Source organism: Gracilibacillus salinarum, assembly GCF_022919575.1.
In the GTDB taxonomy this organism is placed as follows: domain Bacteria; phylum Bacillota; class Bacilli; order Bacillales; family Amphibacillaceae; genus Gracilibacillus; species Gracilibacillus salinarum.
Genome location: NZ_CP095071.1, coordinates 2,356,289 through 2,382,265 on the forward strand (window position 1 = coordinate 2,356,289; position 25,977 = coordinate 2,382,265).

General features: G+C 39.3%; 24 protein-coding genes and 1 riboswitch. Of the genes, 13 read left to right on the forward strand and 11 right to left on the reverse strand.

Going from position 1 to position 25,977, the window contains the following annotated elements:
* Positions 1-275: 275 nt before the first annotated feature.
* The 3 genes from MUN87_RS10870 to MUN87_RS10880 all read right to left on the reverse strand — a co-directional run bounded on the left by MUN87_RS10870 (position 276) and on the right by MUN87_RS10880 (position 3,234).
* Positions 276-1,436, reverse strand: coding sequence for a family 43 glycosylhydrolase (locus MUN87_RS10870; protein ID WP_244747785.1), 1,161 nt, complete (start codon positions 1,434-1,436; stop codon positions 276-278).
* 119 nt (positions 1,437-1,555) lie between these two features.
* Positions 1,556-2,740, reverse strand: a complete 1,185-nt coding sequence (locus MUN87_RS10875; RefSeq protein WP_244747786.1) for an aminotransferase — start codon at positions 2,738-2,740, stop codon at positions 1,556-1,558.
* Entirely contained in the window at positions 2,737-3,234 is a 498-nt protein-coding gene (locus MUN87_RS10880; protein ID WP_244747787.1) for an Lrp/AsnC family transcriptional regulator, read from the reverse strand. Before MUN87_RS10880 ends, MUN87_RS10875 begins: the two co-directional genes overlap by 4 nt.
* 138 nt (positions 3,235-3,372) lie before the next feature.
* On the opposite strand from MUN87_RS10880, the gene MUN87_RS10885 reads away from it, so the two are divergent.
* The 3 genes from MUN87_RS10885 to MUN87_RS10895 all read left to right on the forward strand — a co-directional run bounded on the left by MUN87_RS10885 (position 3,373) and on the right by MUN87_RS10895 (position 5,265).
* On the forward strand, positions 3,373-4,092 hold the full coding sequence (locus MUN87_RS10885) for a class I SAM-dependent methyltransferase (RefSeq protein ID WP_244747788.1): 720 nt from the start codon (positions 3,373-3,375) through the stop codon (positions 4,090-4,092).
* Positions 4,070-4,903 (forward strand): DUF2268 domain-containing putative Zn-dependent protease, encoded by an 834-nt coding sequence (locus MUN87_RS10890; RefSeq protein WP_244747790.1) that lies wholly within the window; start codon positions 4,070-4,072, stop codon positions 4,901-4,903. The genes MUN87_RS10885 and MUN87_RS10890 overlap by 23 nt, the downstream gene beginning before the upstream one ends.
* A gap of 95 nt (positions 4,904-4,998) precedes the next feature.
* A complete protein-coding gene (locus MUN87_RS10895) occupies positions 4,999-5,265 on the forward strand; it encodes a hypothetical protein (RefSeq protein ID WP_244747791.1) in 267 nt (88 codons plus the stop codon).
* Positions 5,266-6,161: 896 nt separating this feature from the next.
* Here the strand turns inward: MUN87_RS10895 and MUN87_RS10900 are convergent.
* Positions 6,162-6,509 carry a hypothetical protein gene (locus MUN87_RS10900; protein WP_244747793.1) on the reverse strand — a complete coding sequence of 116 codons (348 nt, stop codon included), beginning with the start codon at positions 6,507-6,509 and terminating at the stop codon, positions 6,162-6,164.
* A 166-nt stretch (positions 6,510-6,675) separates the two neighbouring features.
* On the opposite strand from MUN87_RS10900, the gene MUN87_RS10905 reads away from it, so the two are divergent.
* From MUN87_RS10905 to MUN87_RS10925, 5 genes are all read left to right on the forward strand, one after another.
* Positions 6,676-7,965 carry an MFS transporter gene (locus MUN87_RS10905; protein WP_244747795.1) on the forward strand — a complete coding sequence of 430 codons (1,290 nt, stop codon included), beginning with the start codon at positions 6,676-6,678 and terminating at the stop codon, positions 7,963-7,965.
* Positions 7,966-8,037: 72 nt separating this feature from the next.
* Complete coding sequence (gdhA, locus tag MUN87_RS10910; RefSeq protein WP_244747796.1) at positions 8,038-9,399, forward strand: NADP-specific glutamate dehydrogenase; 1,362 nt, start codon at positions 8,038-8,040, stop codon at positions 9,397-9,399.
* Between the two features lie 313 nt (positions 9,400-9,712).
* Complete coding sequence (locus MUN87_RS10915; protein WP_244747797.1) at positions 9,713-10,897, forward strand: lysophospholipid acyltransferase family protein; 1,185 nt, start codon at positions 9,713-9,715, stop codon at positions 10,895-10,897.
* On the forward strand, positions 10,894-12,267 hold the full coding sequence (locus MUN87_RS10920) for a sodium/glutamate symporter (RefSeq protein WP_244747798.1): 1,374 nt from the start codon (positions 10,894-10,896) through the stop codon (positions 12,265-12,267). Before MUN87_RS10915 ends, MUN87_RS10920 begins: the two co-directional genes overlap by 4 nt.
* 66 nt (positions 12,268-12,333) lie before the next feature.
* Positions 12,334-12,948, forward strand: coding sequence for a PH domain-containing protein (locus MUN87_RS10925; RefSeq protein WP_244747799.1), 615 nt, complete (start codon positions 12,334-12,336; stop codon positions 12,946-12,948).
* Positions 12,949-13,674: 726 nt separating this feature from the next.
* Here MUN87_RS10925 and MUN87_RS10930 read toward each other — a convergent pair.
* Positions 13,675-14,118, reverse strand: coding sequence for a DUF1722 domain-containing protein (locus MUN87_RS10930; protein ID WP_244747800.1), 444 nt, complete (start codon positions 14,116-14,118; stop codon positions 13,675-13,677).
* Between the two features lie 76 nt (positions 14,119-14,194).
* Here MUN87_RS10930 and MUN87_RS10935 point away from each other — a divergent pair, with 76 nt between their 5' ends.
* Complete coding sequence (locus tag MUN87_RS10935) at positions 14,195-15,610, forward strand: cryptochrome/photolyase family protein (RefSeq protein ID WP_244747801.1); 1,416 nt, start codon at positions 14,195-14,197, stop codon at positions 15,608-15,610.
* Complete coding sequence (locus MUN87_RS10940) at positions 15,607-16,341, forward strand: TspO-related membrane protein (protein WP_244747802.1); 735 nt, start codon at positions 15,607-15,609, stop codon at positions 16,339-16,341. Before MUN87_RS10935 ends, MUN87_RS10940 begins: the two co-directional genes overlap by 4 nt.
* Positions 16,342-16,499: 158 nt before the next feature.
* Here the strand turns inward: MUN87_RS10940 and MUN87_RS10945 are convergent, their stop codons facing one another.
* From MUN87_RS10945 to MUN87_RS10965, 5 genes are all read right to left on the reverse strand, one after another.
* Positions 16,500-17,588: an ABC transporter permease gene (locus MUN87_RS10945; RefSeq protein WP_244747804.1), complete on the reverse strand. Its 1,089-nt coding sequence runs from the start codon at positions 17,586-17,588 to the stop codon at positions 16,500-16,502.
* Positions 17,585-18,838 carry an ABC transporter permease gene (locus MUN87_RS10950; RefSeq protein WP_244747805.1) on the reverse strand — a complete coding sequence of 418 codons (1,254 nt, stop codon included), beginning with the start codon at positions 18,836-18,838 and terminating at the stop codon, positions 17,585-17,587. Before MUN87_RS10950 ends, MUN87_RS10945 begins: the two co-directional genes overlap by 4 nt.
* Before the next feature lie 11 nt (positions 18,839-18,849).
* Positions 18,850-19,782, reverse strand: a complete 933-nt coding sequence (locus MUN87_RS10955; RefSeq protein ID WP_244747807.1) for an ABC transporter ATP-binding protein — start codon at positions 19,780-19,782, stop codon at positions 18,850-18,852.
* Positions 19,783-19,889: 107 nt separating this feature from the next.
* On the reverse strand, positions 19,890-20,528 hold the full coding sequence (locus MUN87_RS10960; RefSeq protein ID WP_244747808.1) for a response regulator: 639 nt from the start codon (positions 20,526-20,528) through the stop codon (positions 19,890-19,892).
* A complete protein-coding gene (locus MUN87_RS10965; RefSeq protein ID WP_244747810.1) occupies positions 20,525-21,640 on the reverse strand; it encodes a sensor histidine kinase in 1,116 nt (371 codons plus the stop codon). The genes MUN87_RS10960 and MUN87_RS10965 overlap by 4 nt, the downstream gene beginning before the upstream one ends.
* Before the next feature lie 178 nt (positions 21,641-21,818).
* On the opposite strand from MUN87_RS10965, the gene MUN87_RS10970 reads away from it, so the two are divergent.
* Positions 21,819-22,760 carry an aldo/keto reductase family protein gene (locus MUN87_RS10970; RefSeq protein WP_244747812.1) on the forward strand — a complete coding sequence of 314 codons (942 nt, stop codon included), beginning with the start codon at positions 21,819-21,821 and terminating at the stop codon, positions 22,758-22,760.
* 821 nt (positions 22,761-23,581) lie between these two features.
* On the opposite strand, the gene MUN87_RS10975 is transcribed toward MUN87_RS10970, so the two are convergent.
* Positions 23,582-23,911 (reverse strand): winged helix-turn-helix transcriptional regulator, encoded by a 330-nt coding sequence (locus MUN87_RS10975; protein ID WP_244747813.1) that lies wholly within the window; start codon positions 23,909-23,911, stop codon positions 23,582-23,584.
* Between the two features lie 160 nt (positions 23,912-24,071).
* Here MUN87_RS10975 and MUN87_RS10980 point away from each other — a divergent pair, with 160 nt between their 5' ends.
* Both MUN87_RS10980 and MUN87_RS10985 read left to right on the forward strand, forming a co-directional pair.
* Positions 24,072-24,887 carry an STAS domain-containing protein gene (locus MUN87_RS10980; RefSeq protein ID WP_244747815.1) on the forward strand — a complete coding sequence of 272 codons (816 nt, stop codon included), beginning with the start codon at positions 24,072-24,074 and terminating at the stop codon, positions 24,885-24,887.
* Between the two features lie 156 nt (positions 24,888-25,043).
* Positions 25,044-25,161: riboswitch (SAM riboswitch) on the forward strand.
* Between the two features lie 73 nt (positions 25,162-25,234).
* Entirely contained in the window at positions 25,235-25,963 is a 729-nt protein-coding gene (locus MUN87_RS10985) for a phosphoadenylyl-sulfate reductase (protein ID WP_244747816.1), read from the forward strand.
* Positions 25,964-25,977: the final 14 nt, after the last annotated feature.

Here is a 25,977-nt window from a genome sequence, read left to right on the forward strand (position 1 = left end):
GCCTGCATCTGCAAGTATCGCTTTGAAGTGGTCTTCCTCGGCACAAGGCAGCACAAGTAGTAGCCTGGCAGACTGCCGTGCTCACTGGACTTGAAGCATATTTCCGGGAGCTTTACTAAGTAGATAAAATATTTCAAAATGACCATCTTGCAATACAACCTTAGTAGACATATGTATGATCAGAACTACACTTATCCCCCCAATCTTAACCTGAATTTTCATCATACAAAAAAGCAACAAGGAGAACTGTCATTTGTCCTCTTTGCTGCTTTAGATTAGTTCAGTGTTATATACGCCTTTGCTTTGTGATTGGAGAAATCTAACTTATAACCTGGCTGACCGAAGTACGGGAATCCGTCTTCTGTCCAGAATAGTCTTTGAATATGAGCATGGCGATTATGATCGTATAATGGATTCTCCGTATTAAATCCTTTATATGGTCTCGCATGGTAGATGAGAATATCATTCCCATTCTCATCGACACTAAAGCTATTATGGCCTGGTCCATATTTCTTTGTTTCGTCACTGGATACAAGTACCGGATTCTTCTCCTTTGTCCAGGAAGACGGATCCAATAAATCACTGCCTACATCTGCATGCAGTAGACCAACTGCATAGTTCTCATCGGTTGCACTAGCTGAAAATGCAATAAAAATGCGTTGATCATTTTTAATCATAGCAGGACCTTCATTCACATCAAATCCGATTACTTCCCAATCATATTCAGGTGTTGAAAGTAAAACTTGTTGCTTGATCGTCCACGGATTTTCCATCTCTGCAATATACAGATTAGAAATCGTATCATTCTCGACTTTTTGAGCCCATACTAAATACCGTTTACTTTGATGCTCAAATGTAGTAGCATCTAGTGAAAAACTTTGAAAAGAGGTATTGATTTGTCCTTTTTCAATCCATTCGCCTTCTAATGGATTCTCTGCATCACATTCTAATACATAAGGTCTGATTGCCCAGACATCCTCTTTTTCACCAGCAGCGAAATGCATGTACCACTTACCATCAATATAGTGAATTTCCGGCGCCCATATATGTTCTGACATAATACCTGATTCATGCTTCCACCATATAACCTTTTCTTCTGCTTCTGGTAAGCCTTCGATAGTTTTCGACCTTCTTAAAACAATTCGGTCATATAACGGATATGACCCTGTGAAATAATAATATCCATCTGTATGTTTATATAAATATGGATCTGCTCTTTGCTCTATAAACGGTTTTGAATAATCAATATGTTCAATTTCGCCTTCTACTTCCGTATTTCCTTTACTTTCAAGTTCGTTAATATTTACATCATTCCACTTAACAGGAAATGGTGCTGTTAATTTCCGATCCAGATCAACAAGGACTTGTTCCGGCAACGAAAGATCCGCACCCTTATCAATACTGATCATCACGTCATGTATCCGCTTTATTTCCATGTTTGACATCCTCTCTACATTCTTCCTTTTCATTATAAACGAGAGGATTAACACTATCAATATATTAGTTTATCAAATTGACTAAATACTAATTTTAAAAAATAAAAACCAACAGTTAATTAAACTGTTGGTTCATCCATTTTACTATGACGATTAACAAAACGTTCCATTCGTTTCATCGCTTCATCCAATTGTTTAATAGAAGTTGCATAGGAGCAGCGAATATATCCTTCTCCACTCTCTCCAAACACATGGCCTGGAACTACCGCTACTCTTTCTTCTTCCAACAACTTTTGAGCAAATTCTTCAGAACTGAACCCAGTCGATTGGATCGAAGGAAATACATAAAATGCTCCTCCTGGCAAATGGCAGGATAAGCCCATTTCATTCAATGCTTTAACAACAAAATTACGACGTTGTCGATAGCTCGTTTTCATCTCTCTCACGCTGTCATTACCGTTACGCAATGCCTCTAGTGCACCATGCTGAGCCATAGTTGGCGCACACATAATGGTATATTGATGTATTTTGGTCATGGCAGCCAAAATCTCAACAGGACCAGCCACATAACCCAATCGCCAACCAGTCATCGCGAAGGCTTTGGAGAAACCGGAAATAACAATCGTACGTTCTTTCATTCCTTCAATCGCTGCCATACTGCTTGCAAGTTCATCATAAGAAAGCTCTGCGTATATTTCATCCGAGAGAACGACTAAATCGTGCTTTTCGATGACTTTTGCAACAGCTGTTAATTCTTCTTTACTTAAAACAGCACCCGTTGGATTATTAGGACTGCACAGTACAATCGCTTTTGTACGTGGCGTAATTGCTGCTTCCACTTGCTCCGGTGTGATCTTAAACGCATTATCCGCTGTTGCACTAACAGATACAGGTACACCACCTGCCAAAGAAACAGCTGGTCCATATGAAACAAAACAAGGCTCAACGATAATTACTTCATCGCCTTGATCTAATATCGTTCGTAAAGCAACGTCAATCGCCTGACTCGCCCCAACAGTAACTAGCAATTGATTTTCCGGATTATAAGATACATTAAATGTTTCATATAAGTATTTACTAATTTCTTCACGAAGTTCTAACAAACCTGCATTTGCTGTATATGCTGTATAACCTTGTTCAAGCGAATGATAGCTAGCTTCGATCACATTCCAGGGAGTTACGAAATCTGGTTCCCCTACACCTAGTGATATCACATTATCCATTTTCGAAGCTAGATCAAAGAATTTACGAATACCGGATGGTTTAATATCTTGTACTTGCTTTGCTAAGTATGAACGTGTCATGGAGTCACCATGATGCGTTTGTCATCATCGTCGCCATCATCAAATATAATTCCGTCATGTTTGTATTTTTTCAAAATAAAGTGAGTAGTAGTAGACAAAACGGTATCCAACGTCGAAAGTTTATCGGAAACAAAGCGACTTACTTCCATCATTGTCTTTCCTTCTACCGATACACTTAGATCATAAGCGCCTGACATTAGATAAACAGCTTTCACTTCTGGGAAACGGTAAATTCTGGATGCGATTTTGTCAAAACCCAAGCCGCGAACAGGTGTTACTTTTACATCTATTAACGCTGCGACACCTTCATATTCATAAACACTAGACCAATCAACCAACGTGGAATATCCAAGGATGGCATGTTCTTTTTCTAGTTTTTGAATCATCTCTTCCACTTCTGCTGATGGAACATCTAGCATTTTACTAATCGTTTCATTATCCATTCGACCGTTTTTTTCTAATAATTTCAATAATTCAATTTCTTTTTGTTCCAATTGATTCACCTTCTTTAGAAGTTGTGTATACACTAAATACAACTGTGATTTATCTTTCTAATAGTTAATAATACTACAATTAAATTTAAATATAAACCATATAGAAAGCAAACCTAAATCCAGAAAGGACTGAAACCAATGTTCAGCTATCAAGACCTCCTGAATCAGTTAAAAATAGCCTATGCACATCCGGGCGGAAAAGCCACTACCAAGCAGTGGATACAACAGATTCATTTCGATCAAATGAAACACATCTTAGAAATCGGCTGTGGTACTGGCCAAACATTGAAACAATTACGAGACCATACTGAAGCTTTTCTGTATGGAATTGATCAATCCAATGAAATGGTACAAATCGCCAAAAAAGAAACGTTACAAATGCCATTGATCGAAATTATGCAGCAACGGATCGAGGAGCTACTATTTATGCATGACTTCTTTGATCTGATTGTATCGGAATCAGTTCTTGCTTTCACACCGATTTCAGAAAACCTCGAATTTTTAACTGATTTATTAAAGCCTGATGGTCAGATCGTTCTTGTAGAAATGGTTAAGTCTGATCAGCTTCGTCCAGAAGAAGAAGAGGAAATTAAATCCTTCTACCAGCTGCCACAACTGTTTTCAAAGCAAGAATGGCTCCTGCAATTCGAAAAGCAATCTCTCGATGTTATTACTGCAGATCAGCTCACAAAGATATCGCATACACCGCCTGCCTTACCTTCCTCCATATCCGACGAAGCAATCGATACACTCTTTCACCATTATCAATTAAATGATAAGTATAACGACTTCTTGCATACGTACTTATTTATCGTGGGAAAACGGGGGATCGGACGTGACTATTCACCCTACTACTAAGTGGATTGACACCTTCATTGAAAAGAAAGAAGCAAAATCTAAAAAAGAAGCGTTCCGCCTGCAGCAATCGATGATCTCCAAATACTTAGGTGATTCCTTTCCTGCAGTTGAATCTTCTGCCATTCACCAGCATTTATTACAACATGGTCTGTTCGCTGCAGACATCAGTCAAGAAGATTGGCAAGAGTGGAAACAGCAATCCTACGAACAAGCAGTTAATAAAATGTATCAGAAGTGTAAACAAAGCTGGAAAGGGCCTGACACAGATATTTTTATTTTTCCTTCTAACGAGTCCATCCCAGAGTTAAAGGAATGGTTTAACGGCAATGCAGGATTAAGTTTTCCTGATAAACTTTTTTTGTTTTTGCAAAAAGGTGCAGCCAAGCGTGAAGTTGCAGCGCTGGTCATCCATGAATACAGCCATATTTGCCGCCTCCAACGTTTTCCTAAACCAGAGCAAGATTATACATTAGAAGATGCCATTATGCTTGAAGGCATCGCTGAATGGCTAGTCCGAAAGATGGTTGGTCCATCCTATGGCAATAAGCGCGTTACTACGGTATCTGATAAAGAATTAGCAAGGTTGTGGAAGAAATGGATAGAACCAAATCAGCAGGTAACAAGAGGAAATGCCAAACATGACATTATTATGTATGGCTTGCGTGGTGCCCCAAAAAATCTTGGTTATATGATTGGCTTTAATGTCGTTCACCGCTTCATGAAAAGTAAAAAATGTACAGCTACCGCATTATTGCATACCAATAACAAAAAGATTCTAAATGAAGTCAGCTTTCTTTCTACTGAAAATTAATGAATGTGCCGACGTACAACTGACCACTCCCTTCCTATTAACTGGCATATGCTAGTAAAAGTTAGAGGTAATTGCTAATGGAAAGGAGCTTGGTCATGTCACACTATGATTTTTGTTGTAATAATATGGGACGTCCGGTACGAATCGTGACACATAATGGTGAAATACACAGAGGCGTTATCCGAAATGTTAATCGCTCGAAGGTTTTTCTAGAGCCATTTGGCGGAAATAACCGAATGGGTGGATATGGTATTGGCTATTACGGTGGTGGATATGGTGGTTACGGCCGAGGAGGATTTGGTTTAGGTATCGCTCTTGGCGCCATCGCAACAATTGCGTTCCTGCCACTTTTCTTCTGGTAAGACTAGCAAGGATGAATAAAACAATATTGTATCACCTATCTTCCCACTTCGGTGAGTATTCTCAAAGAAACTCGGCATTCGCCTCTTCATAAGCAAATGCCGAGTTTTTCCTATCAGCAAAAAAATATATAAGTACAGCAATAGAACAAATCATGCTGAACATCACGTTTGGTTCTTATAATATGGATTATGTAAACTAAGGCTGTATTGCAGAATGATCATTTTGATATATTTTATCTGCGTTGCAAAGCTCCGGAAATAGGCTCCGCGTCCTGTGGGCACGGCTTCAGCTAGGCTACTACTTGAACAGCATCTGTGCTGCATTGTGCCGAGGAAGCTCACTTCGAAGCGATACTTGCAGACACAGGCACAAATATAAGTGGATCTTCAGCTCGCACTGATTCCACGGGAGTCTCCGCCTATTTCCTGCGCTTAAGGGAAGTGCTACAACTTACGGTGCAGCTAAAAGCAGTGGTTCTCGGTATTATGTTATTTAAAATCTGATATTTATGGTGCAATCAATATGCTAGCAATTCCAGAATTTGTAGAGCCAAAATCCTAGCGTAGGCCAACCACGTAGACTCCCGCGGGATTATGCAGGCGCTGAAGATCCACTTTGTGAAGCGCCCTTCTTCACAAAGTTAGCTTCAGCCGTGCCCCGCAGGACGCGGAGTGGTTGGACGGAGCGGTATCCCAGCACATGAATCATTTCAAAATTACCACTAAGCATAAAGCGGCTAGTTTACATAATCCATATTATAGGAAGTTGTACATTATTCTGTTAGTTTGAACCGGGTGGGCTTTTCTTGTTTTTCCTATTATTGGTACATTCTAAAATTTTATGTTTTCCTAATATGTAAAAAAGCGGAACCGTTTGGACGATTCCGCTTTTTTTGTTATTTATTGAAAGACTCCTGGTCAACATATCCCTCATTATCCATAATAATTCTTAATGCCTCTTGAAAATCATCCTCAGACACTTCACACTCTAACGTGTACTCTCTCGGGTCATTATCTACTTCTAACCCTTCATCATCTTGTCTGAAGGCTGCCACAATACCACCGCCTGCTCCCATTCCAGAAGTATTGTTACCTGAATAAGTTAACGGGGTCAGAATCAGCGTATGGTCAGCATCAGGTAATTGATCCACACGAATATCATTGGTCTTCAACTTATTTAAATCTGCCTTTACAGACTCTGCATCATTTTCCGTCTTAAAGAAAGCTTGTAATGGTTTATACATTACTCTCATCCTCTCATTTTAATGATGTACTGATTATAATGTACCCGTTTCCAAAAAAAATAAACTTTATGTAAATTTTTTTTGATCTACTGAGTTTTTAGCCAAAATCTTTAGTAAAATAAAACAGAGAGTACCATACACCTAAACAATCAAGGATGGTGACGTAATGGACAAGTTAACAAAACATGAAAAAAGTTGGGTTTTTTATGACTGGGGAAGCTCTGCATATTCCATTATTATAACAACAGCTATTTTCCCCATCTTTTACAAAGCACAAGCAAGTGCAGTAGGGATCGAAGCAGCTGATTCCACGGCATATTTAGGATATACCATTTCCATTTTCACCTTTATATTGGCAATGCTAGGACCTATACTAGGAACTATCGCTGATTATAAAGGCTTGAAAAAAAGATTTTTTGTCAGCTTCATCTGTTTAGGTATTTTCTCCACCTTTGCACTTATTTTTGTTCCCGAAGGAGAATGGCTGCTGCTGTTAGTGTTTTACACATTGGCATCTTTAGGATCTACTGGTGCAAATGTTTTTTATGATGCCTTCCTTGTAGATGTAACAGACGATAAACGGATGAATAAAGTTTCTTCTCGTGGATTTGCTCTCGGTTATATCGGTAGTGCCATTCCTTTTGTTCTTAGTATTGCTATCATTTTACTTGCCCAGCAAGGAGTCCTCCCCAATACCAGTACCACCGCAAGTAAAGTAGCCTTTCTGATTACGTGTTCATGGTGGGCGATTTTTGCTATACCCATTATAAAAAATGTCCAACAGGTGCATTATATAGAAAGAGATCCTAAGCCAGTCAGCCAAAGTTTCAAAAGATTATTTCGCACCATCCGCAATATTAAACAATATAAATATTTAACTTTATTTTTAATAGCTTATTTCTTTTATATCGATGGTGTAGGTACGATTATTTCAATGTCTACCGCATATGGAACAGATGTCGGTCTTAGTTCTACAGTATTGTTAGTAGTATTATTCGTTACTCAGGTCGTTGCTGCTCCATTCGCAATTTTGTACGGTAGATTAGCGGATCGTTTTTCTGCAAAAAGCATGTTAAATGTTGGTATTATTATATATATGGTCGTTTGTATTTATGGATATTTCTTAGAAACAGCATTTGATTTCTGGGTACTTGCCATGCTGGTCGCCACTTCACAAGGCGGTTTGCAAGCATTAAGCAGGTCTTACTTTGCCAAATTAATTCCAAAAAACAATGCAAACGAATTCTTTGGTTTTTACAACATTTTTGGGAAGTTCGCCTCTATTACTGGACCATTGTTACTTGGCGTTACCGCTCAAATAACCGGGAAATCTAATGCAGGAATATTAAGCTTAATCATCCTGTTTGTATGTGGAATGATCATTCTTTATTTCGTACCATCAGATAAAAAATTCGAACAATCAAATGCTTCAACATCAGGGAGAAGTACCGTTTGAGTCAATCGGGTATAGGGAACAACATTCTGTAGATGAAAAACTTTAACCAGAACAAGGAGAGAATTAGTGACGATGGCAAACGCAAAACAGTCTGCAACAAATTACGTAAATCAAGTATTCGAAACAGTAAAAAAGCGAAATCCAAATGAAGATGAATTTCTTCAGGCGGTCAGCGAAATTTTCCATTCACTTGTTCCTGTCTTTGAGAAAAAAGCCGTTTATATGGAACATAATATATTAGAGCGCATCGTCGAACCAGACCGTGCTATCAGTTTTCGTGTACCCTGGGTAGACGATGATGGAGTAATTCAGGTCAATCGCGGTTATCGCATTCAATTTAACAATACGATCGGCCCTTATAAAGGAGGAGTTCGTTTTCACCCTTCTGTCAATTTAAGTATTGTTAAATTTCTTGGATTCGAACAGATTTTCAAAAATTCATTGACCGGTTTGCCGATTGGTGGCGGTAAAGGTGGCGCTGATTTTGATCCAAAAGGGAAATCAGACGTTGAAATCATGCGCTTCTGTCAGAGCTTCATGAGTGAATTATTCAAGCACATCGGTCCTGACAAAGATGTCCCTGCTGGAGATATCGGTGTCGGTTCTCGCGAAGTCGGCTATCTCTTTGGTCAATACAAAAAAATGCGCGGTCAATACGAAGCAGGTGTGTTAACCGGAAAAGGCTTAAACTATGGAGGCAGTTTGGCACGAAAAGAGGCGACTGGTTTCGGAGCTGTCTATTTTGTAAAAGAAATGCTGCAAGATCAGCAAGATAATTTCGAGAATAAGACAGTAGTCGTTTCCGGCAGCGGTAACGTCGCAACTTATGCGATGGAAAAAGCCAAGGAATTAGGCGCCAAAGTGGTAGCATGCAGTGATTCAGATGGCTATATCTATGACAAAAATGGTATTAATATTGATACTGTGAAACAAATCAAGCAAGTGGAAGAGAAACGAATTAAAGAATATGTGAACCAACACCAAGATGCAGAATTCATCTCTAATTCTTCTGCCATTTGGGATATTGCCTGTGATATTGCACTGCCATGTGCCACACAAAATGAATTAGACAAAGATGCGGCAAAGAGATTAGTGGAAAATGGCGTACAAGCTGTCGGTGAAGGTGCCAATATGCCTTGTACTGCAGATGCGATCGAAACGTTTATGAATCATGGTATATTATTTGCTCCTGGTAAGGCTGCAAATGCTGGTGGTGTAGCTGTCTCTGCTTTAGAAATGTCACAGAACAGTCTAAGACTTTCTTGGGACTTCAAGGAAGTGGATGATCAGCTTCAAAAAATCATGGCGAACATATACAAACGTTGTGTAAATGCAGCAACAGAATATGGGCATGCCGGCAACCTCGTCATGGGCGCTAACATTGCAGGTTTTGAAAAAGTTGCCGATGCTATGGTAGAACAAGGAGTGGTATGACCGGAATTACGTCCCCCCCCTTCCCTTTCTCGTACATGTAAATAATGAGGAAGCGAATTGGTTAGCTGAAGCAGGGCATATCCTTTTTTATAAGAACGCTTAGAAGCAAAATACCTTGAAGAAAGCAACTGTTTTGTCACAAATGACACTCCAGTTGCTTTTTTGTCATTTGGATACCTCAGGACTTTTTACTCAAATTAACGAACAATATCCAGTATTCTCATATTCACTATCTCTTAGTAATCATGTAATATAATAATAGCGTACTACTGCTTATAGTTACTGGAAATAAAAAGGAAAGCGAGGTACTGCAATGAGCATCGAGAAAAAACCAAGTAAATGGGTAAAGAACTTCCTATTATCAAGTATACATCTCTATTTAAGGAGAACGACAACCTTTAAGGTAACAAGAAATGATACAAAAGACATACAGCCTCCGTATTTAATCGTCAGTAACCATGTTAACAACTGGGATCCATTATATATTAATCTTTTTGTAGATGAGCCGATTTCATTTATCGCAGGTGAACCACTTTTTCGCAAACCATTACTAAAAAGAGTATTAGATTATACAGGCGCTATCCGTAAAACGAAGTTCAAAAATGACACCAGTACAATCCGCAATGCAATCAAAGCGAAAAATCACGGCCGAGTTATTGGACTTTTTCCTGAGGGAAACAGGAATTGGGATGGTGTGACAGAGCCTGTTATCTATTCAACAGCTAAATTAGTAAAATTGCTAAAAATTCCGGTAGTTGCGGCCAAAATTAAAGGTGGCTATTTAACGCATCCACGTTGGGGCGACGGTGATCGAAAAGGTACAATTGAAATAAGTTATCAAAAGATATGGGACACAGAAGAAGTAAGCAATCTCTCTGTTGCAGAGATTCATCAAACACTGACAACTTCCCTATATCATGATGAAATGGAATGGCAAAAAGAAAAAGGCTATCGCTTCCGAGGTAAGCATAATGCGCATTATCTGGAGAGGCTTCTATTTGTATGTCCAGCCTGCGAGTCCGTAGGCTCCATGCATTCTGATCATGATACCTTTTCCTGTACATCCTGTCATTATCAGGTTACGTATACAGAACAAGGCTTCTTCGCTGGGGAATCATCCAGATTCGACACACCACATCAGTGGAGCGACTGGCAATTACAAGCGTTGAATCAAATCATTCTTGATCCACCACAAATGGAAGATATCGTTACCTTATATCGTTCAATAGATCAGAAGCCTTTCGAGAAACTATTAGAAGGTACGATTCATTTAAAGGAAAATACAATTACGTTTGCAGCAGAAGATGGTGCGAGACAGACCTTCTTTTTAGATGATATGGAAGCTGTTAATATCCACTTTCATCATAAGCTAAGCTTCTTTCATGATGATCATCTATACGAAGTGATTTTTACCAGTCCTCGTTCCTCTTGCTATCAATGGTTACAAATGATCCAGCGGCTGCAGCAGAATCTGTTAGAAAAGGAGCAGACTTCATGACAGGTACATGGGATTTTGTCCTCGACTTTATTTATATATCTATTATCTTAGCAATTGCGACTGTGTTTAAAACAAGAATTCCGATCTTAAATAAATTAATCATCCCCACTTCCATGATTGCCGGATTTATCGGTCTTCTGTTAGGAGAAGAACTATTAGGAATTATTCCATTTGATCAGGATATGCTCGGTAATCTTGTCTATCATTTAATGGCAATCGGCTTTATTGCTCTTTCTCTCAAGGAGCGTAATATGGAAAATACGCCAGGTGTCATGAACGCGGGTATGCTAATTGTTACGGGCTATGTTCTACAAGGGATTATTGGTTTTGGTTTGTTTCTGTTATTAGTAGAAACAATCTATCCAGATTTCTTCCCCGGTATCGGTCTGTTGTTACCACTAGGCTTTGGTCAAGGACCTGGTCAGGCTTTTTCCATTGGTACACAGTGGCAAGAGCTTGGTGTAACAGGTGGAGGCAACCTCGGACTGACGATCGCTGGAATCGGATTTATTTGGGCAACATTAGTTGGTATCATTTTTATGAATCTATTAGCGAAACGATATCGCACCGCTTCTAAATCCAAACAAGATACAACACATGACAAATTAGTAGAAAAAATGGAACCAGATGAAATTCCGCTCGGAGATGCTATTGACAAACTGACGTTCCAGGTAGCCTTAATCGGGACTATTTATTTCATTACGTATATCACCATTTATGGCTTAAGTGATTTACTCTCCCCTATTGGAGCGTTCGGAGAAACCTTAGGACAGTTGTTAATCGGCTTCCACTTCATTATCGGAAGTCTGTATGCTGTACTATTCCGTATCATCTTAAATAAACTTAAAAATCGTGGTTTCAAATTAGAACACACACCGAATAACTATTTATTGCAGCGTATTGCTGGTTTCTCTTTTGATTATATGATTGCAGCTGCGATTACTGCCATTTCGATTTATGCCTTACAGGATTACTTATTACCAGTAGTGATCATTACCACGGCTGGCGGTCTTATTACCATTTTATTCTTTGTATGGATTATTCCAAGAGTGTATCCTGAGGACGTATTACCGAACATTCTTGGATTCTACGGCATGCAGACAGGAACGATTTCAACGGGAATGGCGCTGGTCAAAGCTGTGGACCCAAAATTCCGTTCCAATACAACAGACAATCTTGTGATGGGTAGCGGGACAGCATTACTTTTCGGTTTTCCGTTATTACTTATTTTAAACATTCCAGTAGTTGGATATGTACAAAATCAACCAATTATGTATGTGTATACGATGCTAGCTTTAATTATTTATTTTGCCGCGCTTCTCGGAGGAATTCTTTGGCGCACTAGAAAAAAGAATAAGATTCGTTCGTGAATTACTTCTTGTATGGGGAAAAATACGTTAAGATATACATGTATCTAAACATTGAGGAGGAGTTATATGTTTAAAAAAATTGCAAGTGACGCTTTAGGATTAAGTGATATTGGTAAGATCATTCTTCCAGAAGATTTTGACAAAACAGACTCTGATGATTATGTATTACATGAAGATGGGGAAAAGATTCATTTTCTAATCAAATCAAAATCAGATGAATATTGCTTTACTAATCGCGCTTTGATCCACCTCGACGGTGAAAAAGCTTCCAGCAGTAAACGAAACATCTTCCGTTACGATTACTATCAGCATCAAATTCGTCATGTTTCCGTTGAGACAGCTGGAACAATCGATTTAGATTTGGAAATTAAATTTTCGATTGGCAACCAAGCCCTTTCCGTCGATATTGACAAAAAAGAAGGCGAAGCAATCGCAGACTTATATAAATCATTAGTAAAAATCTCACACATTCAGGATGAAGAGTCACGAATGAAAGATTTTGCTAAAGACAGTTTACAAGCTTCACAGTCTCTTTTTACCGACAACCGATTCCATGATGGAAATATCGCAACCGAATTTGAGAAAGCAACCCATTTTGCCTATGACTGGTTTCAGGCTACTTACAACGAGAATACTCGTAAAGATTTCGGCGAAGTATTTGAAAAATATATCCAAAACTAAGCAACAAGAAGGAAGCAGCCAATCATTTAGTGCTGTTTCCTTTTTTCTATCATCTATTCTCATCTAATAGAGAAAAACCGAGCAACCCCGCCCGGTTTTATTGAAATAAATTATATATATAACTTCCTATAATATGGATTATGTCAACACATAGGCTGTATTGCTGAATGGTCATTTTGAAATATTTTATCTGCTTAGCAAAGCTCCGGAAATAGGCTCCGCGTCCTGTGGGCACGGCTTCAGCTAAATTAGGAAAGAAAATACTTTTCTTTCCTAATTGGATCTTCAGCTCGCGCTGATTCCACGGGAGTCTCCGCCTATTTCCTACGCTAATGGGAAGTACTACAACGATTGGAACAGCTAGAAGCAGTGGTGCTTAGCAATGTATTTCATCAATTATGGTATGAATCTTGCAGATAGTGCTTCATATCCTAGCTGTCGAATAAATTGTGGAGCTACACATCAGCGGAGGCCAACCACGGAGACTCCCGCGGGATTGTGCAGGTGCTGGAGATCCACTTTGTGAAGCGTTCTTCTTCACAAAGTTAGCTCCAGCCGTGCCCCGCAGGACGCGAAGTGGTTGGCCGAAGCGGTATCCCAGCACATTAAATATATCAATATGAATGCTTGGCTAGCGATGGGTTAGTTGACATAATCCATATTATAGGAACTCCACTTCATATTCCATATGATCACTGCTGTGACTGCACTTTTATGCTTTCTTTACTATCCAGAAAGAATCGATTGGACTTGCACATACTTTTTCTGAAAAAGCCATGCCCACTCTGCTATTTGATGCAAAATCTCTGGCAGCTGTATACTCCCTTCACGATATTTTGTAAGTTTCCATAAAAATTGATCTTTCTCCTCTACGGTTAACTCCTCTCGAAAATACCCAAACATATGACTGACAGCATTTGCTACCACTCCACGAGAAGGAATGTCACTTATTAATGCAATCCTTCCTTGCACTTCTTTACCTATCTTTGTTATTTCTAGCTGTTGATGATTAGCAATCACTCGTCCTATTTCTTTTTGTGTAGCTGGCGCTAGTGCCATTAGCAGATATTTATGTCTTGTTTGAAAAGCAACAAGATTTGCCTGTGTCGCGTTATCAGCAATTTCAGTCATCAACATTTTTCTGTAATAGTTAAATTGAAGTTGGTTCATCGTCATCTCCTTACATTTTTACGTTCATCAGAAGTAATAACGGGTATACTACAAATAGAATAGTGAGGTGCCTACAATGAATAAAACAATAATTGTCTGGTTCAAAGATGACTTACGCATTTTGGATCATCCGGCTCTGTACCACGCCGCTATGGATGGTAAAGTGATACCCCTTTATATACATAATGAAACTGAAGATACCAACAGTGAATGGTACCGCCTGCAGGCTATTACTGCCTTTCAGCAGCAACTACAAGACAAAGGTGCCACTTTAGTTATCAAACAAGGAAATCCTGTTCAAATCATACAAGAGGTTGTCCAAGCATTTAATGCGGATGCGGTGTATTATCATTATCAATACGGACCAGAGAGCCGCAAACAAGACGAACAACTAATGGACTGCTTATCAGTTCCAGTCAGACGATTCCACGGGAACGTGCTTACCGAACCTGGCACTATTTTAAATAAACAACAAAAGCCATACAAAGTGTTTACATCCTTTTGGAAAAGCTTGCGTTCCTTACCAATAGCCAAACCTTATCCAGTACCGCATAAAGTGGATTGGTATAACGGCAAAGCATCGACAGTCCCACATACCAAAAATTCGCAATTAAACATGTACTGGCAAGCAGGTGAGCAACAAGCGCTATACAAATGGCGTCGATTTCTGCATGATCAAATCGACGACTACCAGGAATATCGCGATTTTCCAGGAGTTGATGCTACCTCTCGCTTATCTCATCATTTATCACATGGCGAGATTAGTCCAAAGCTGATCTGGCATGAAGCTAAGGATGCATTAGAAATAACCAGCATCGAAAATCGATTACAACATACAATGGAAGAAAGCACGGAAACTTTTTTGAAACAGCTTGTTTGGCGTGAATTCGCCTATCATCAGCTAACATTTTTTCCTCACATTATCGATCAGCCACTTCAGACAAAGTTTCAAGCATTTCAATGGCAGAAGCCGGATCCTATGCTACTTGAGAGCTGGAAAAAAGGACTAACTGGTTATCCCTTGGTCGATGCTGGTATGCGTCAGCTTCTTGAAACAGGTTACATGCATAATCGTGTGCGTATGGTTACCGGTTCATTTTTAGTTAAACATCTGTTAATTCACTGGCTGGAAGGACAGGCCTGGTTTTCACGGCTGTTAGTGGATCATGACTTAGCTAATAATACGATGGGGTGGCAATGGGTAGCTGGAACAGGATTTGACTCCTCCCCTTTCTTTCGAATTTTCAACCCTGTGAAACAAGCAGAGAAATTCGATCCAGATGGAACGTATATACAAAAATGGCTGCCAGAATTACGAGATCTACCTATCGAACACCTCCACTTTCCTCAGAAAGCACCGGAGGAAGTATTGCAAGATGCAGGTATAACGCTAGGTAAAGACTATCCACATCCAATTATTGAACACCAATACGCCAGAGAACGTGCGTTGGAGACTTTCCAGCAACTTAAAAAGGAGGAACGTAACCATTGAGAAATTTTTGGGTAAACTTGACCGCTTTATTACTCGTTGTAGTTGTTAATGCCTTAGCAAATATCATCCCGATAAACGGCATGACAACTGGAGAAATATCTAATCAACTAACTGTTTTATTTACTCCTGCAGGTTATGTTTTTAGTATTTGGGGACTGATTTATCTATTACTGGCTATCTGGGTATTTGCGCAGTTACCTAGCAACAGACGAAATGCTCCTGTGTATCAAGCATGCAGCGAATTATTCTGGATTAGTTCCATTCTTAATGTGGCCTGGTTACTTTGCTGGCATTATCAGATCTTCTGGCTGAGCACCATCTTGATGATCGGTCTGTTGCTAACCCTAATTACACTGTACTTACGTGCGCGACAAGTGAAAGGATCAACCTTTGACATCTTACCCTTTTCTATTTATTTAGGATGGATCAGTGTTGCGACTATTGCTAATATTAGCTATTATCTAGTATTTATTGGATGGGATCAGCATGCGGTTTTTTGGACGATGGTAATGATTATCGTCGCTACATTATTAGCTTATTTTTTTCTTTGGAGCCAAAAGGATATTTTCTATGTGCTAGTGTTTATTTGGGCTTTTATCGGAATTGGTGTGAAGAATCAATCAGATTATATGAACGTCGCCGTAACAGCCTATGCCTGTGCCATTGTGCTAGTGATCGTCACCATCATATACAGTATAAGAAAAGGAATACAAATAGGTGGTAATCATTAAAATAAATGCTCCGTTCAATATTCGACTTTCAATCCTGCAACTTAAGCCAACCATTCCGATTCCCTCAAGACGAATAACGGTTGGCTTAAGCATTTCTGTAAGCCAATGATTATAGACTCTGGTTTAACAAACTGAAATGGAGCGTGTACCAGCTGCGATTATCGCCTCTCCATCAGGTTAATACCGATTCCCATAAAAAACACTCCCATTAAAAACAGGATGACGACTGATTGCGTAATGTCCTGTAATGGATGCCCATAGATTGCCACTCCCTTTAAAGCATCCATCGCATATGTTACAGGAATCAGTTGCGCAGCGAATTCAACCACTTGATTATCCACAATTTCACTTGGCCAGTATGCCCCGCCAAGCATCGCCATACTTACCGCAATAGTTGGAACCACCGCATTTAATTGTGACGATCGGTTTACCAGACCAATTAACAGCATACCAAGTGCTACAATCGCAAACGTATAGAAACTGCAAACCACAATAATAGCCAGCCAGCTGTCACCAATGTCAAAGTCAAACAGACGATCAAACATAATAAACACTAGCATCATTTGCACCATTCCTATCACAAATGCATAGCTTAGATAGCCGATATAAATTTGCCATTTGCGAACAGGAGACAAAATCAGACGATCCCAGCTGCCCCGCTGTTTTTCTTCTGCTACTTCACTCAAACTGAAAACTATGGTATAAATAGCAAAGAATAAGGTCATTCCAAATAACGCCTGCAAATTATTATCAAACAGCGGGACATCGCTGCTTGTTTCATTCAAAGAACTTTCCACTTCAATAGGAGGTTGCTGTAATGCCTCTTCCACTGCTATATGGTCCTCAACTGCAATTTGATCAAGCTTCAGTTTTTCCCAGTAAACAAGTTGAAGATGATTATCGATAAGCATTTGATTTTGATTTTCGGTACTGGCTATAATGGTATATTGACCCTCTGCCAATGTAATACCTAAGCTGACATTTCCTAACGCTACATCTTCTCTCATCTGGCCCAATTCCGTATCTTCAAATGAAAAACCGTCTAGTTCTTCCAATTTATCGATTAACCATAATTCTGTTTCTTTCGAGACATCTTCTGAGAAGTGAACAGGAATTGCAATTGTTTGTTGCCCAGCATTGGCACCACCAACGAACATGATAAAAATAAAAGTAAGAGCAATCATCGATATGGTCATAAAAGGTTTCCGTCTTAATCGTTGGCACTGTAAAACAAAGATATGTCTCATGATTGCACCCTCCTTTTAGGAAAAATAAGCAAGCTGATCAACAAAACAATCATTGTCACAAGTAATAAACGTGTTAGATAAGGGAATACATCTTGTACTGACATTCCTTGATTCACCAGCATAAAAGCCTTCATCGCCATTCCATTCGGAGTCCAGTCCCCTACCGCTTGGATCACCTCCGGAAAACTGTTAGCAGGTATCATACTTCCTCCCAATAATGCCATGACACTGACAATCCCACTCGAGAAAATGCCAGCAATCGATGGTTCATTGTAACGAACCGTTAAAGCGACGAGCAAACTTGCCATAGATCCAACAGCAATTGCATAAAACATAGAAATTAACAGCGCGTTTACAATTAATTCCACATCGTAAGGTTGAAAAGATTGCAACAGGATCGAAGACATCGCTAATAAAATCCATATTTGAAAAAAGACAATCACAATTGTCGTGAATGTTTTACCTAATAAAAAATATAACGGAGGCTTACCGGACAATAAAATCCGTTCTACCACTTGCTGGTTCTTTTCGTGATAGGCCATCGCAGCAATCGTTGACGCAACATACAAAGCAAACATTACAGCCATACCAGTGGTATAATACTCCATTGCCGATATTGGTCCTTTATCGGTTACCGTTTCGTGTTGTCCAACATTCTCGACCTCTAATGCAACGGCATTCCCTTGTGTTACCTGCCCGATAGCTGCTTCTACATTCATTCTATGTGTAAACTGTTCTAAGATCGTTTGAAAAATATCTCCTTCAAAGTGCGCATGCTCTGTTTTTTTTACTACCAACGTACTTGTCACTTTTTCAGCTAACAGCATATTCATCAGGGTCTGATAAGTAAAATTCTCCGGAATGACGATCAAGGCATCTATCTCTTGCGATGCCATCGCTTCTTCAGCGTCTGCCTCTGTCATCGTTTGAACCGTTACAACCCCTTTCAAATCTTCCTTCAATACTTCTGTCAGGATGGTTTTAGGAGCTACTATTTTTGCTGCGGTCTCTAATGCCTTTGATGCCGGTGATGATTGTATCTGATTCATAAACTGCTTCTGACCTTGTTCTTCGTTGTCTTTATCAATTAAACCAACATGAATATCCGTACCAGTGCTGTTCATCCCCATGACTCCACCTAATGCAAATCCTAAAATAACCATTAATATAAACGGCATTAAGATCATCACCATTAACTCGGTTCGGTCTCGTAACAGGAGTTTTAAATCTTTCTTGATAAAATCCAGCATGACTCTACCTCCTAATCACGTAGCTTTCTTCCGGTTAAATGAAGGAATACATCTTCCAATGATGGCACAGCAACATGCACACTATGAACAGCAACTTGATGCTCCTCCGCCAACCGAAAAATAGTCGCCAGCTTTCTGTTGTTTTTGGAGACAACTAATTGGATTCCTTTTTCCCAATCATTTACTTTTAATATGTGTTCTTGAGCTTGAAGCGCTTGTTTAAACGTAACACTTACCTGATCTAATTCCAGCTTAATCATTTCTTCTGAAGACAAAATACTGATCAGCTCTTCCTTTGAACCAGTTGCAATCACTTTACCATGATCCATGATATAAATCCGATCACATAACTTCTCCACTTCTTCCATGTAATGCGACGTATACAGAACGGTCATCCCTTGTTCTTCCTGAAGCTTCTTCACCATATCCAGAATATAAAATCGTGATTGAGGATCAATTCCTACTGTCGGCTCATCCATAATGATAATCGCTGGTTCATGCAGTAAAGCGACCGCAATATTGATGCGGCGCTGCATACCACCAGAATATGTTCTGACTATTTCTTTCTGACGATCAGCAAGGCCAACTAATTCCAAGACTGCCTGTGTTCGTTCTTCAAGTTGTTTGCCTTTCAGTCCATATATTTTCCCGAAAAATTTCACATTCTCATAAGCCGATAATTCTTGATAAAGTGCAATTCCCTGTGGCACCATTCCTAAAATGGGACGAATCACGTTTGTATTTTTCAGTATATCTTCACCATTCCACGTTACTGTTCCAGAGGATGGCTTTAACAAAGTTGCCATCATCGAAATTAAAGTTGATTTACCTGCACCATTGGGACCAAGCAAACCAACTGATTCTCCTTGTTTTAAATAGAGATTAACATTATCAACCGCCGTTTTGCCTTTGTATTCCTTACGTAACGAATCTGTTTCAAGCATGCCGTATTCCTCCTTTCAATCTTTCTTTTCATTCTACGTAAAAAAGGACAGCGCGAACACTGACCTCCGTCATCACTTCTCACCCTAATCGTGACCTCCGTCACTTTTTATACCAGACCATTTCGAATCGCATAAATGGCTAGTTGGGTACGATCCCTCAATCCTAATTTATCCAACAGATGAGTAATATGATTTTTGATTGTGCCTACAGATAACGATAGTGCTGCAGCAATCTCTTTATTGCTTTTTCCTTCGCCTAATAACGAAAGGATATCCATCTCCCGTTTCGTTAAATGGCCAGCTACTTCTACGGCTTTCTTTTCATGTCTTTCTAATAATTCCGGTACTACTTTTTGCGCAACCAATCCAGGCAACTGTAAGCCTCCCGCGATACAATCCTTAATTGCGTGAATGAGCTGGTCTGCCTCCGCATCTTTTAGTAAATATCCATGTACTCCTATTCGTAAAGCTTGTATAGCATAGTCCTGATCGTTAAATGTAGTCAGAATTAAAACTTTCATTTTAGGAAATCGTCTTAATAACTCTTTTGCTGTTTGCAGACCATCCATTTCAGGCATCCGTATATCTAACAGCGCCAAATCAAAATGGTATTTCTCACGTAATGCCAACGCTTCTTTTCCATTTTTCGCTTCTCCTTTAACTGTAAATGTACGTTCCGTCTCTAACATCATCTTTATACCTTGCCTTACAATCGCCTGATCTTCAGCTAGTAATATATCGGTCATCTCGTAACCTCCTCTAACGGAAATTGTCCTCTAATGATAAATTGCTGATCAAATTGTTGTATTTCGAGTGAACCATTAATTTGCGCAAGTCTCTCACTCATCGCGTTCAGGCCAAATCCTTTTTTTATTTCTGTCTGCTGTTCTATTGGACTAATCACCTCAAACCGAAAAATGGACAAACCAGGTACTTCCAATACAATTACCGCTTCTTTATCTGAACTATGTCGCATCACATTTGTTAAAGCTTCCTGAATCGCCCGATATAATACAACAGCCTGATCCGGATTTAATACAACGGAAAGAACGTTTTGTTTCATGGAGAATTGTATCGATATGTATTGCTCTGCCTCTAACTTCCGAATAAGATGAAGAATAGCTGCTAAGCCGGTCTCATTATCATCTTGCAATGCCCTTACTGCTTTCCTTGTTTCAGATAAACTTTCTTGAGTTAATTGTTTTAGTTGCTCTAAATCTTTGTTATCATTTTGCAAACGTAATATTTCAATTTGCATTAACAGATTTGTAAGGGTGTGCCCGACACGATCATGAATCTCCCTGCCAATAAAGACCCTTTCCTGCTGTCGAGTCCATTGTTCTTTCGCAACAGAGTCACGCTTTAGTTGTCGATACGTTTGCAGCAATGCTTGATAACGTAAAGATATGTCATGTTGATCCACTACATGTTGTTTGTAATAATAAACAAAGAGGAATAAAGACGTACTCAATAATAAGAAAAATAGAATAATAGATGTTGAACTATATTGTATATGCAGGCCAAATAACGCCAGTAACCACGCGGCAACCAATAAGTATAAGGACCAGCCCTCTGCTCGCCTTATCATAATAGCTAGAATGAAACAGAACATTAGTAAGACAAAAGGATTAAAAACGGCATTAACCGGCCATATAAACGCAACTGAAACAATTACAATCAGAACAAACCAGAGAACCCCGAAAACTCTTTCGCCCATAGAGGTAAAGAAAAAAACAGCAAAAAACAACGCCATCATTAATAGCAAATATGTGATAGCAACCGATCCATGCCACCATTCCAGCCAAATCGCACCAGACCAAGTTAATATCCAAAGCAGAAACCATATCCAGAATCCCACTAAAAAACCTCCGTGATCACTATATATTCAAGCTAAATATATCATAAACGATTGGAAATTACAGGATTATATGAAATTATTATTAATAAAATAATTTCAAGTAAAGGATCAGATTATTCGCAACTTATTCAACTATCTTTTATAATAATGTAAACGCTTAATATTAGGAGGTATTTCCATGCAATATCGACATTTAGGCAATACTGGACTGAAGGTGAGTGAAATAAGTTTAGGCAGCTGGCTTACATACGGGGGTTATGTAGCTGAAAAGAATGCCGAGGCATCTATTGATAAGGCGTATGAACTCGGGATCAATTTCTTTGATACTGCCAATGTTTACATGCGGGGAGAGGCAGAAAAAGTCGTAGGGAGAGCATTACGTAAATACCCGCGCAGTTCCTATGTTCTTGCAACCAAAGTATTTGGGAAAATGGGAGATGGTCCCAATGATCAAGGCTTGTCACGTAAACACATTATGGAGCAATGCGATGCCAGTTTGCAGCGATTAGGTTTGGATTACGTCGACCTTTACTATTGTCATCGCTATCATCCAGACACACCGATTGAAGAGACATTACGAGCATTGGATGATTTGATACGGCAAGGTAAGGTTTTATATATTGGCGTCAGTGAATGGACAGCAGAGCAAATGACAGAAGCCATCCATTTGGCTGATCAGAAACTTTTAGATCGTATTGTGGTCAACCAGCCAAATTACAGTATGCTCCACCGTAATATTGAACAAGAAATTATTCCGGTCAGTGAAAAGCACGGCATCGGCCAAGTCGTTTTTTCTCCTTTAGCGCAGGGGATCTTAACCGGCAAATACAAAAAAGGAGCGTCTATCCCGTCCGATAGCCGAGCCGCGCAGGACAACATAAATCTATCTCGTAAGTTGACGGATGATAACTTAGAGCGTGTCGAAGCGTTAAAAAATGTCGCAGCCAACGAAAACCTATCACTTGCCCAATTAGCTATTGCATGGATTCTTCGCCAACCGAACGTATCCAGCGCATTAATAGGGGCAAGCCGACCAGAACAAATTGAAGAGAATGTGCAAGCGTCTGGCATCGAACTATCACCGGAGGCATTGGCAAAAGTAGAAGAAATCCTGCAATAGATAAGTAGACAAATAGAGTCGGGAGAAAAATTCCAGACACAACAAAAGCCGAGTGTAACACGAATTCTCATTTGTTCGTATTACACTCGGCTTTGCATTTATGTAGTATGGATATACTGCGAAGTAAGTTCTAAAACAGATCTAGAAAAAGCGTGATCATATGAATAGGAAAACATTTTATTTCGATTTGGTCATTTTGATATTTTTAATGTGCTTGGCAAAGCTCCGGAAATAGGCTCCGCGTCCTGTGGGCACGGCTTCAGCTAACTTGGTAAAGAAAATTCTTTTCTTTACCAAGTGGATCTTCAGCTCGCGCTGAGGCATGAGGAGTCTCCGCCTATTTCCTACGCTTAAGGGAAGTGCTACAACGATTGCAATAATCAAAAGCAACAGTTCTAGGCATTATTCTAGTAGTAGTGTAGGATGAACGTTTATGAATAACACTCAAAAATACTACAACCTACATCAGTTGTAGAGCCTAAATATTAGCGTAGGCCAACCACGGAGACTCCCGCGGGATTGTGCAGGTGCTGGAGATCCACTACGTCTGCACCTGCGTCTACTAGTAACGCTTCGAAGTAGGCTTTCTCGGTGCAAGGCAGCAGTGAAGTAATTCGGGTAGTTGCCTAGCTCCAGCCGTGCCCCGCAGGACGCGGAGTGGTTGGACGGAGCGGTATCCCTGCACATTATCTATTTCAAAATGATCTATCGCTAAAGTTGCTGCGCAGTTTGCTTCTACGCTGTATTACTTATAAATTGTTACATTTATCTTGATCACTCATTTTGTTAGATTACATAAATGGGAATGTCGACATTATTCCTCAGGAAGGTGTTTTGTTCTGCTCGCTGTGCTGCTCCCCCCATTCTATCATTTTATATAATAAACCTTTGATACTTTGTCCATAGTCTGTTAATGAATATTCTACTTTGGGAGGTACAACCTGATAGGACTTCTTCTTGATTAACCTATCGTTTTCTAATTCTTTTAGCTGTTTGATCAACGTCTGATGATTGATTAACGGGATCTGCTTCTTTAATTCACCAAAACGTAAAGTACCTTCCTCATAAAGGGTTAACAAAATAACTGCTTTCCATTTTCCACAAACAACATCTAAAGTCACCTTTATACTCTCCAAGTTCTGATTCATCATCTATCGCTCCTTATAAGGTATATATAAATATACCACTTTAAATATTCTTTTAATCTTATAAACTAGTAAGTGATGCTATTTTTTTTAGGATAGACAACGTTTTGTCGCCGTTTACCAATACAAAACCAAACGCACGTTTCTACAGAAAGGAGTGCAATATGTGACCTCACCCGTATCAAAAGAACAGGTTTCAAACTGGATGAAAGATAAGAGGCAACTAATTGTCTCGTCACTTAACGATCATCAACAATCAGAACAGCTGACTGTTCTGTTGCAAAGTCTAATCTACTTAATCAGTAAGAAGTTACCTATTACGACAGGGGAAGCTGTTTTAGACAATATAAAAGAAATCGGATATAAAAAAGGGCATGTTATAACAGATCAACGTATTTTCCTGCAGATGATCGATTGTTTTCCTTATATTAGCGCCCATATTATTCAGCACTTATTGGAGGAGAAAATGTTGCACAAATTCCCCAATTACGAATATGATGGCATAAGAAAAACAATAGATGAAATCATTTTGTTTTACAATGCAGGGTTTATCCATGGCTATCTTGATTCTCACCAGGAATCTCTGCCTCCTCGTTCAGACAATAAACATGCACAAGACCTTCCCGTACCTATTATAAAAGTGGACGATGATATTGATATTTGTCCGTTAATTGGTACACTGGATGATAACAAGACAATACTTTTAATCAACACTACTATCCATCACATTGCAGAAACGAAAATGGATTACGTGATTTTTGATTTTACTGGGATAAAAACTGTAACCGACTCTGGTATCTATAACCTTTTTTATACGGTACAACTGATGGAGCTAATTGGTTTGACGATAATATTTACTGGAATAAGAAGTCAATCAGCCATGCACTCCTCATTGCTTAGTGAAAAATTAAAAAATAAACAAGTATTTCAAACTGTTAAAGATGCCTTGGAATCATTAATCAAACACCCTGATAGAGCTTAATACAAACTGGTATTACAAGTTTCCAGAAACTGCAGCAGTCCACGAAACAGATCGAATAAGCAAAAACAAATGATGATTTTTACAATTTTTACATGTATCTGTATTGACATTTAGCGCTATAACATTTACTATGTTATTAAATGAAAATGAATGGAATTCTTATCCAGAGAGATGGAGGGGCAGGCCCAATGAAATCTCGGCAACAGGTTGTATGGAATAAACACTGTGCCAAATCCTGCGGTGTAACGAATATGTTGCAACCGGAAGATAAGAAGGAATGCTGATACACTGACAACCTTCTTATCACAGACCGATAGGAAGGTTTTTTTAATAAGGAGGATGCAATCATGTTGACTTACGCAAACTATAGCGACAGTCCTTTAAATCATGAGGAACCATCTGCATCGGACCCAACCAAAGGTGCACAAGGTATCCTTAATTGGGCTTATCAGACGTATGGTGACTCACTTGTCTATGCTTGTAGTTTTGGTGCTGAGAGTATGGTAATGATAGATTTGATTGCGAATGTGAAACCAGATGCCAAATTGGTATTTTTAGATACTGGTCTCCATTTCCAAGAAACCTATGATTTAATCGACGAAGTGAAGGAAAAATATCCAAAACTGGATATCGTCATGAAAGAACCTTCTCTTACAGTCGACGAACAGCGGGAACAATATGGTTCCGCCCTATGGAGCCGCGATCCTAATCAATGCTGCTACATTCGTAAGATAAAACCGCTTGAAGAAGTGCTGAGTGGAGCGACAGCCTGGATATCTGGTCTGAGAAGAGCTCAATCACCTTCAAGAGCTAATACCGACTTTATTAATAAAGATGACAGGTTCGAATCTGTAAAGGTATGTCCATTAATTCATTGGACTTGGGATGATGTTTGGAACTACATTAAAGATCATCAATTACCTTACAACTCACTTCATGATGAGAACTATCCGAGCATTGGCTGTATACCTTGTACGTCCAAAGTATTGGATAACGAAGATGAACGTGCAGGCAGATGGGCCAATTTCAATAAAACAGAATGCGGACTTCACGTTGCTCCGCAGTCGGCAAAATAACTATTTTTTTATGG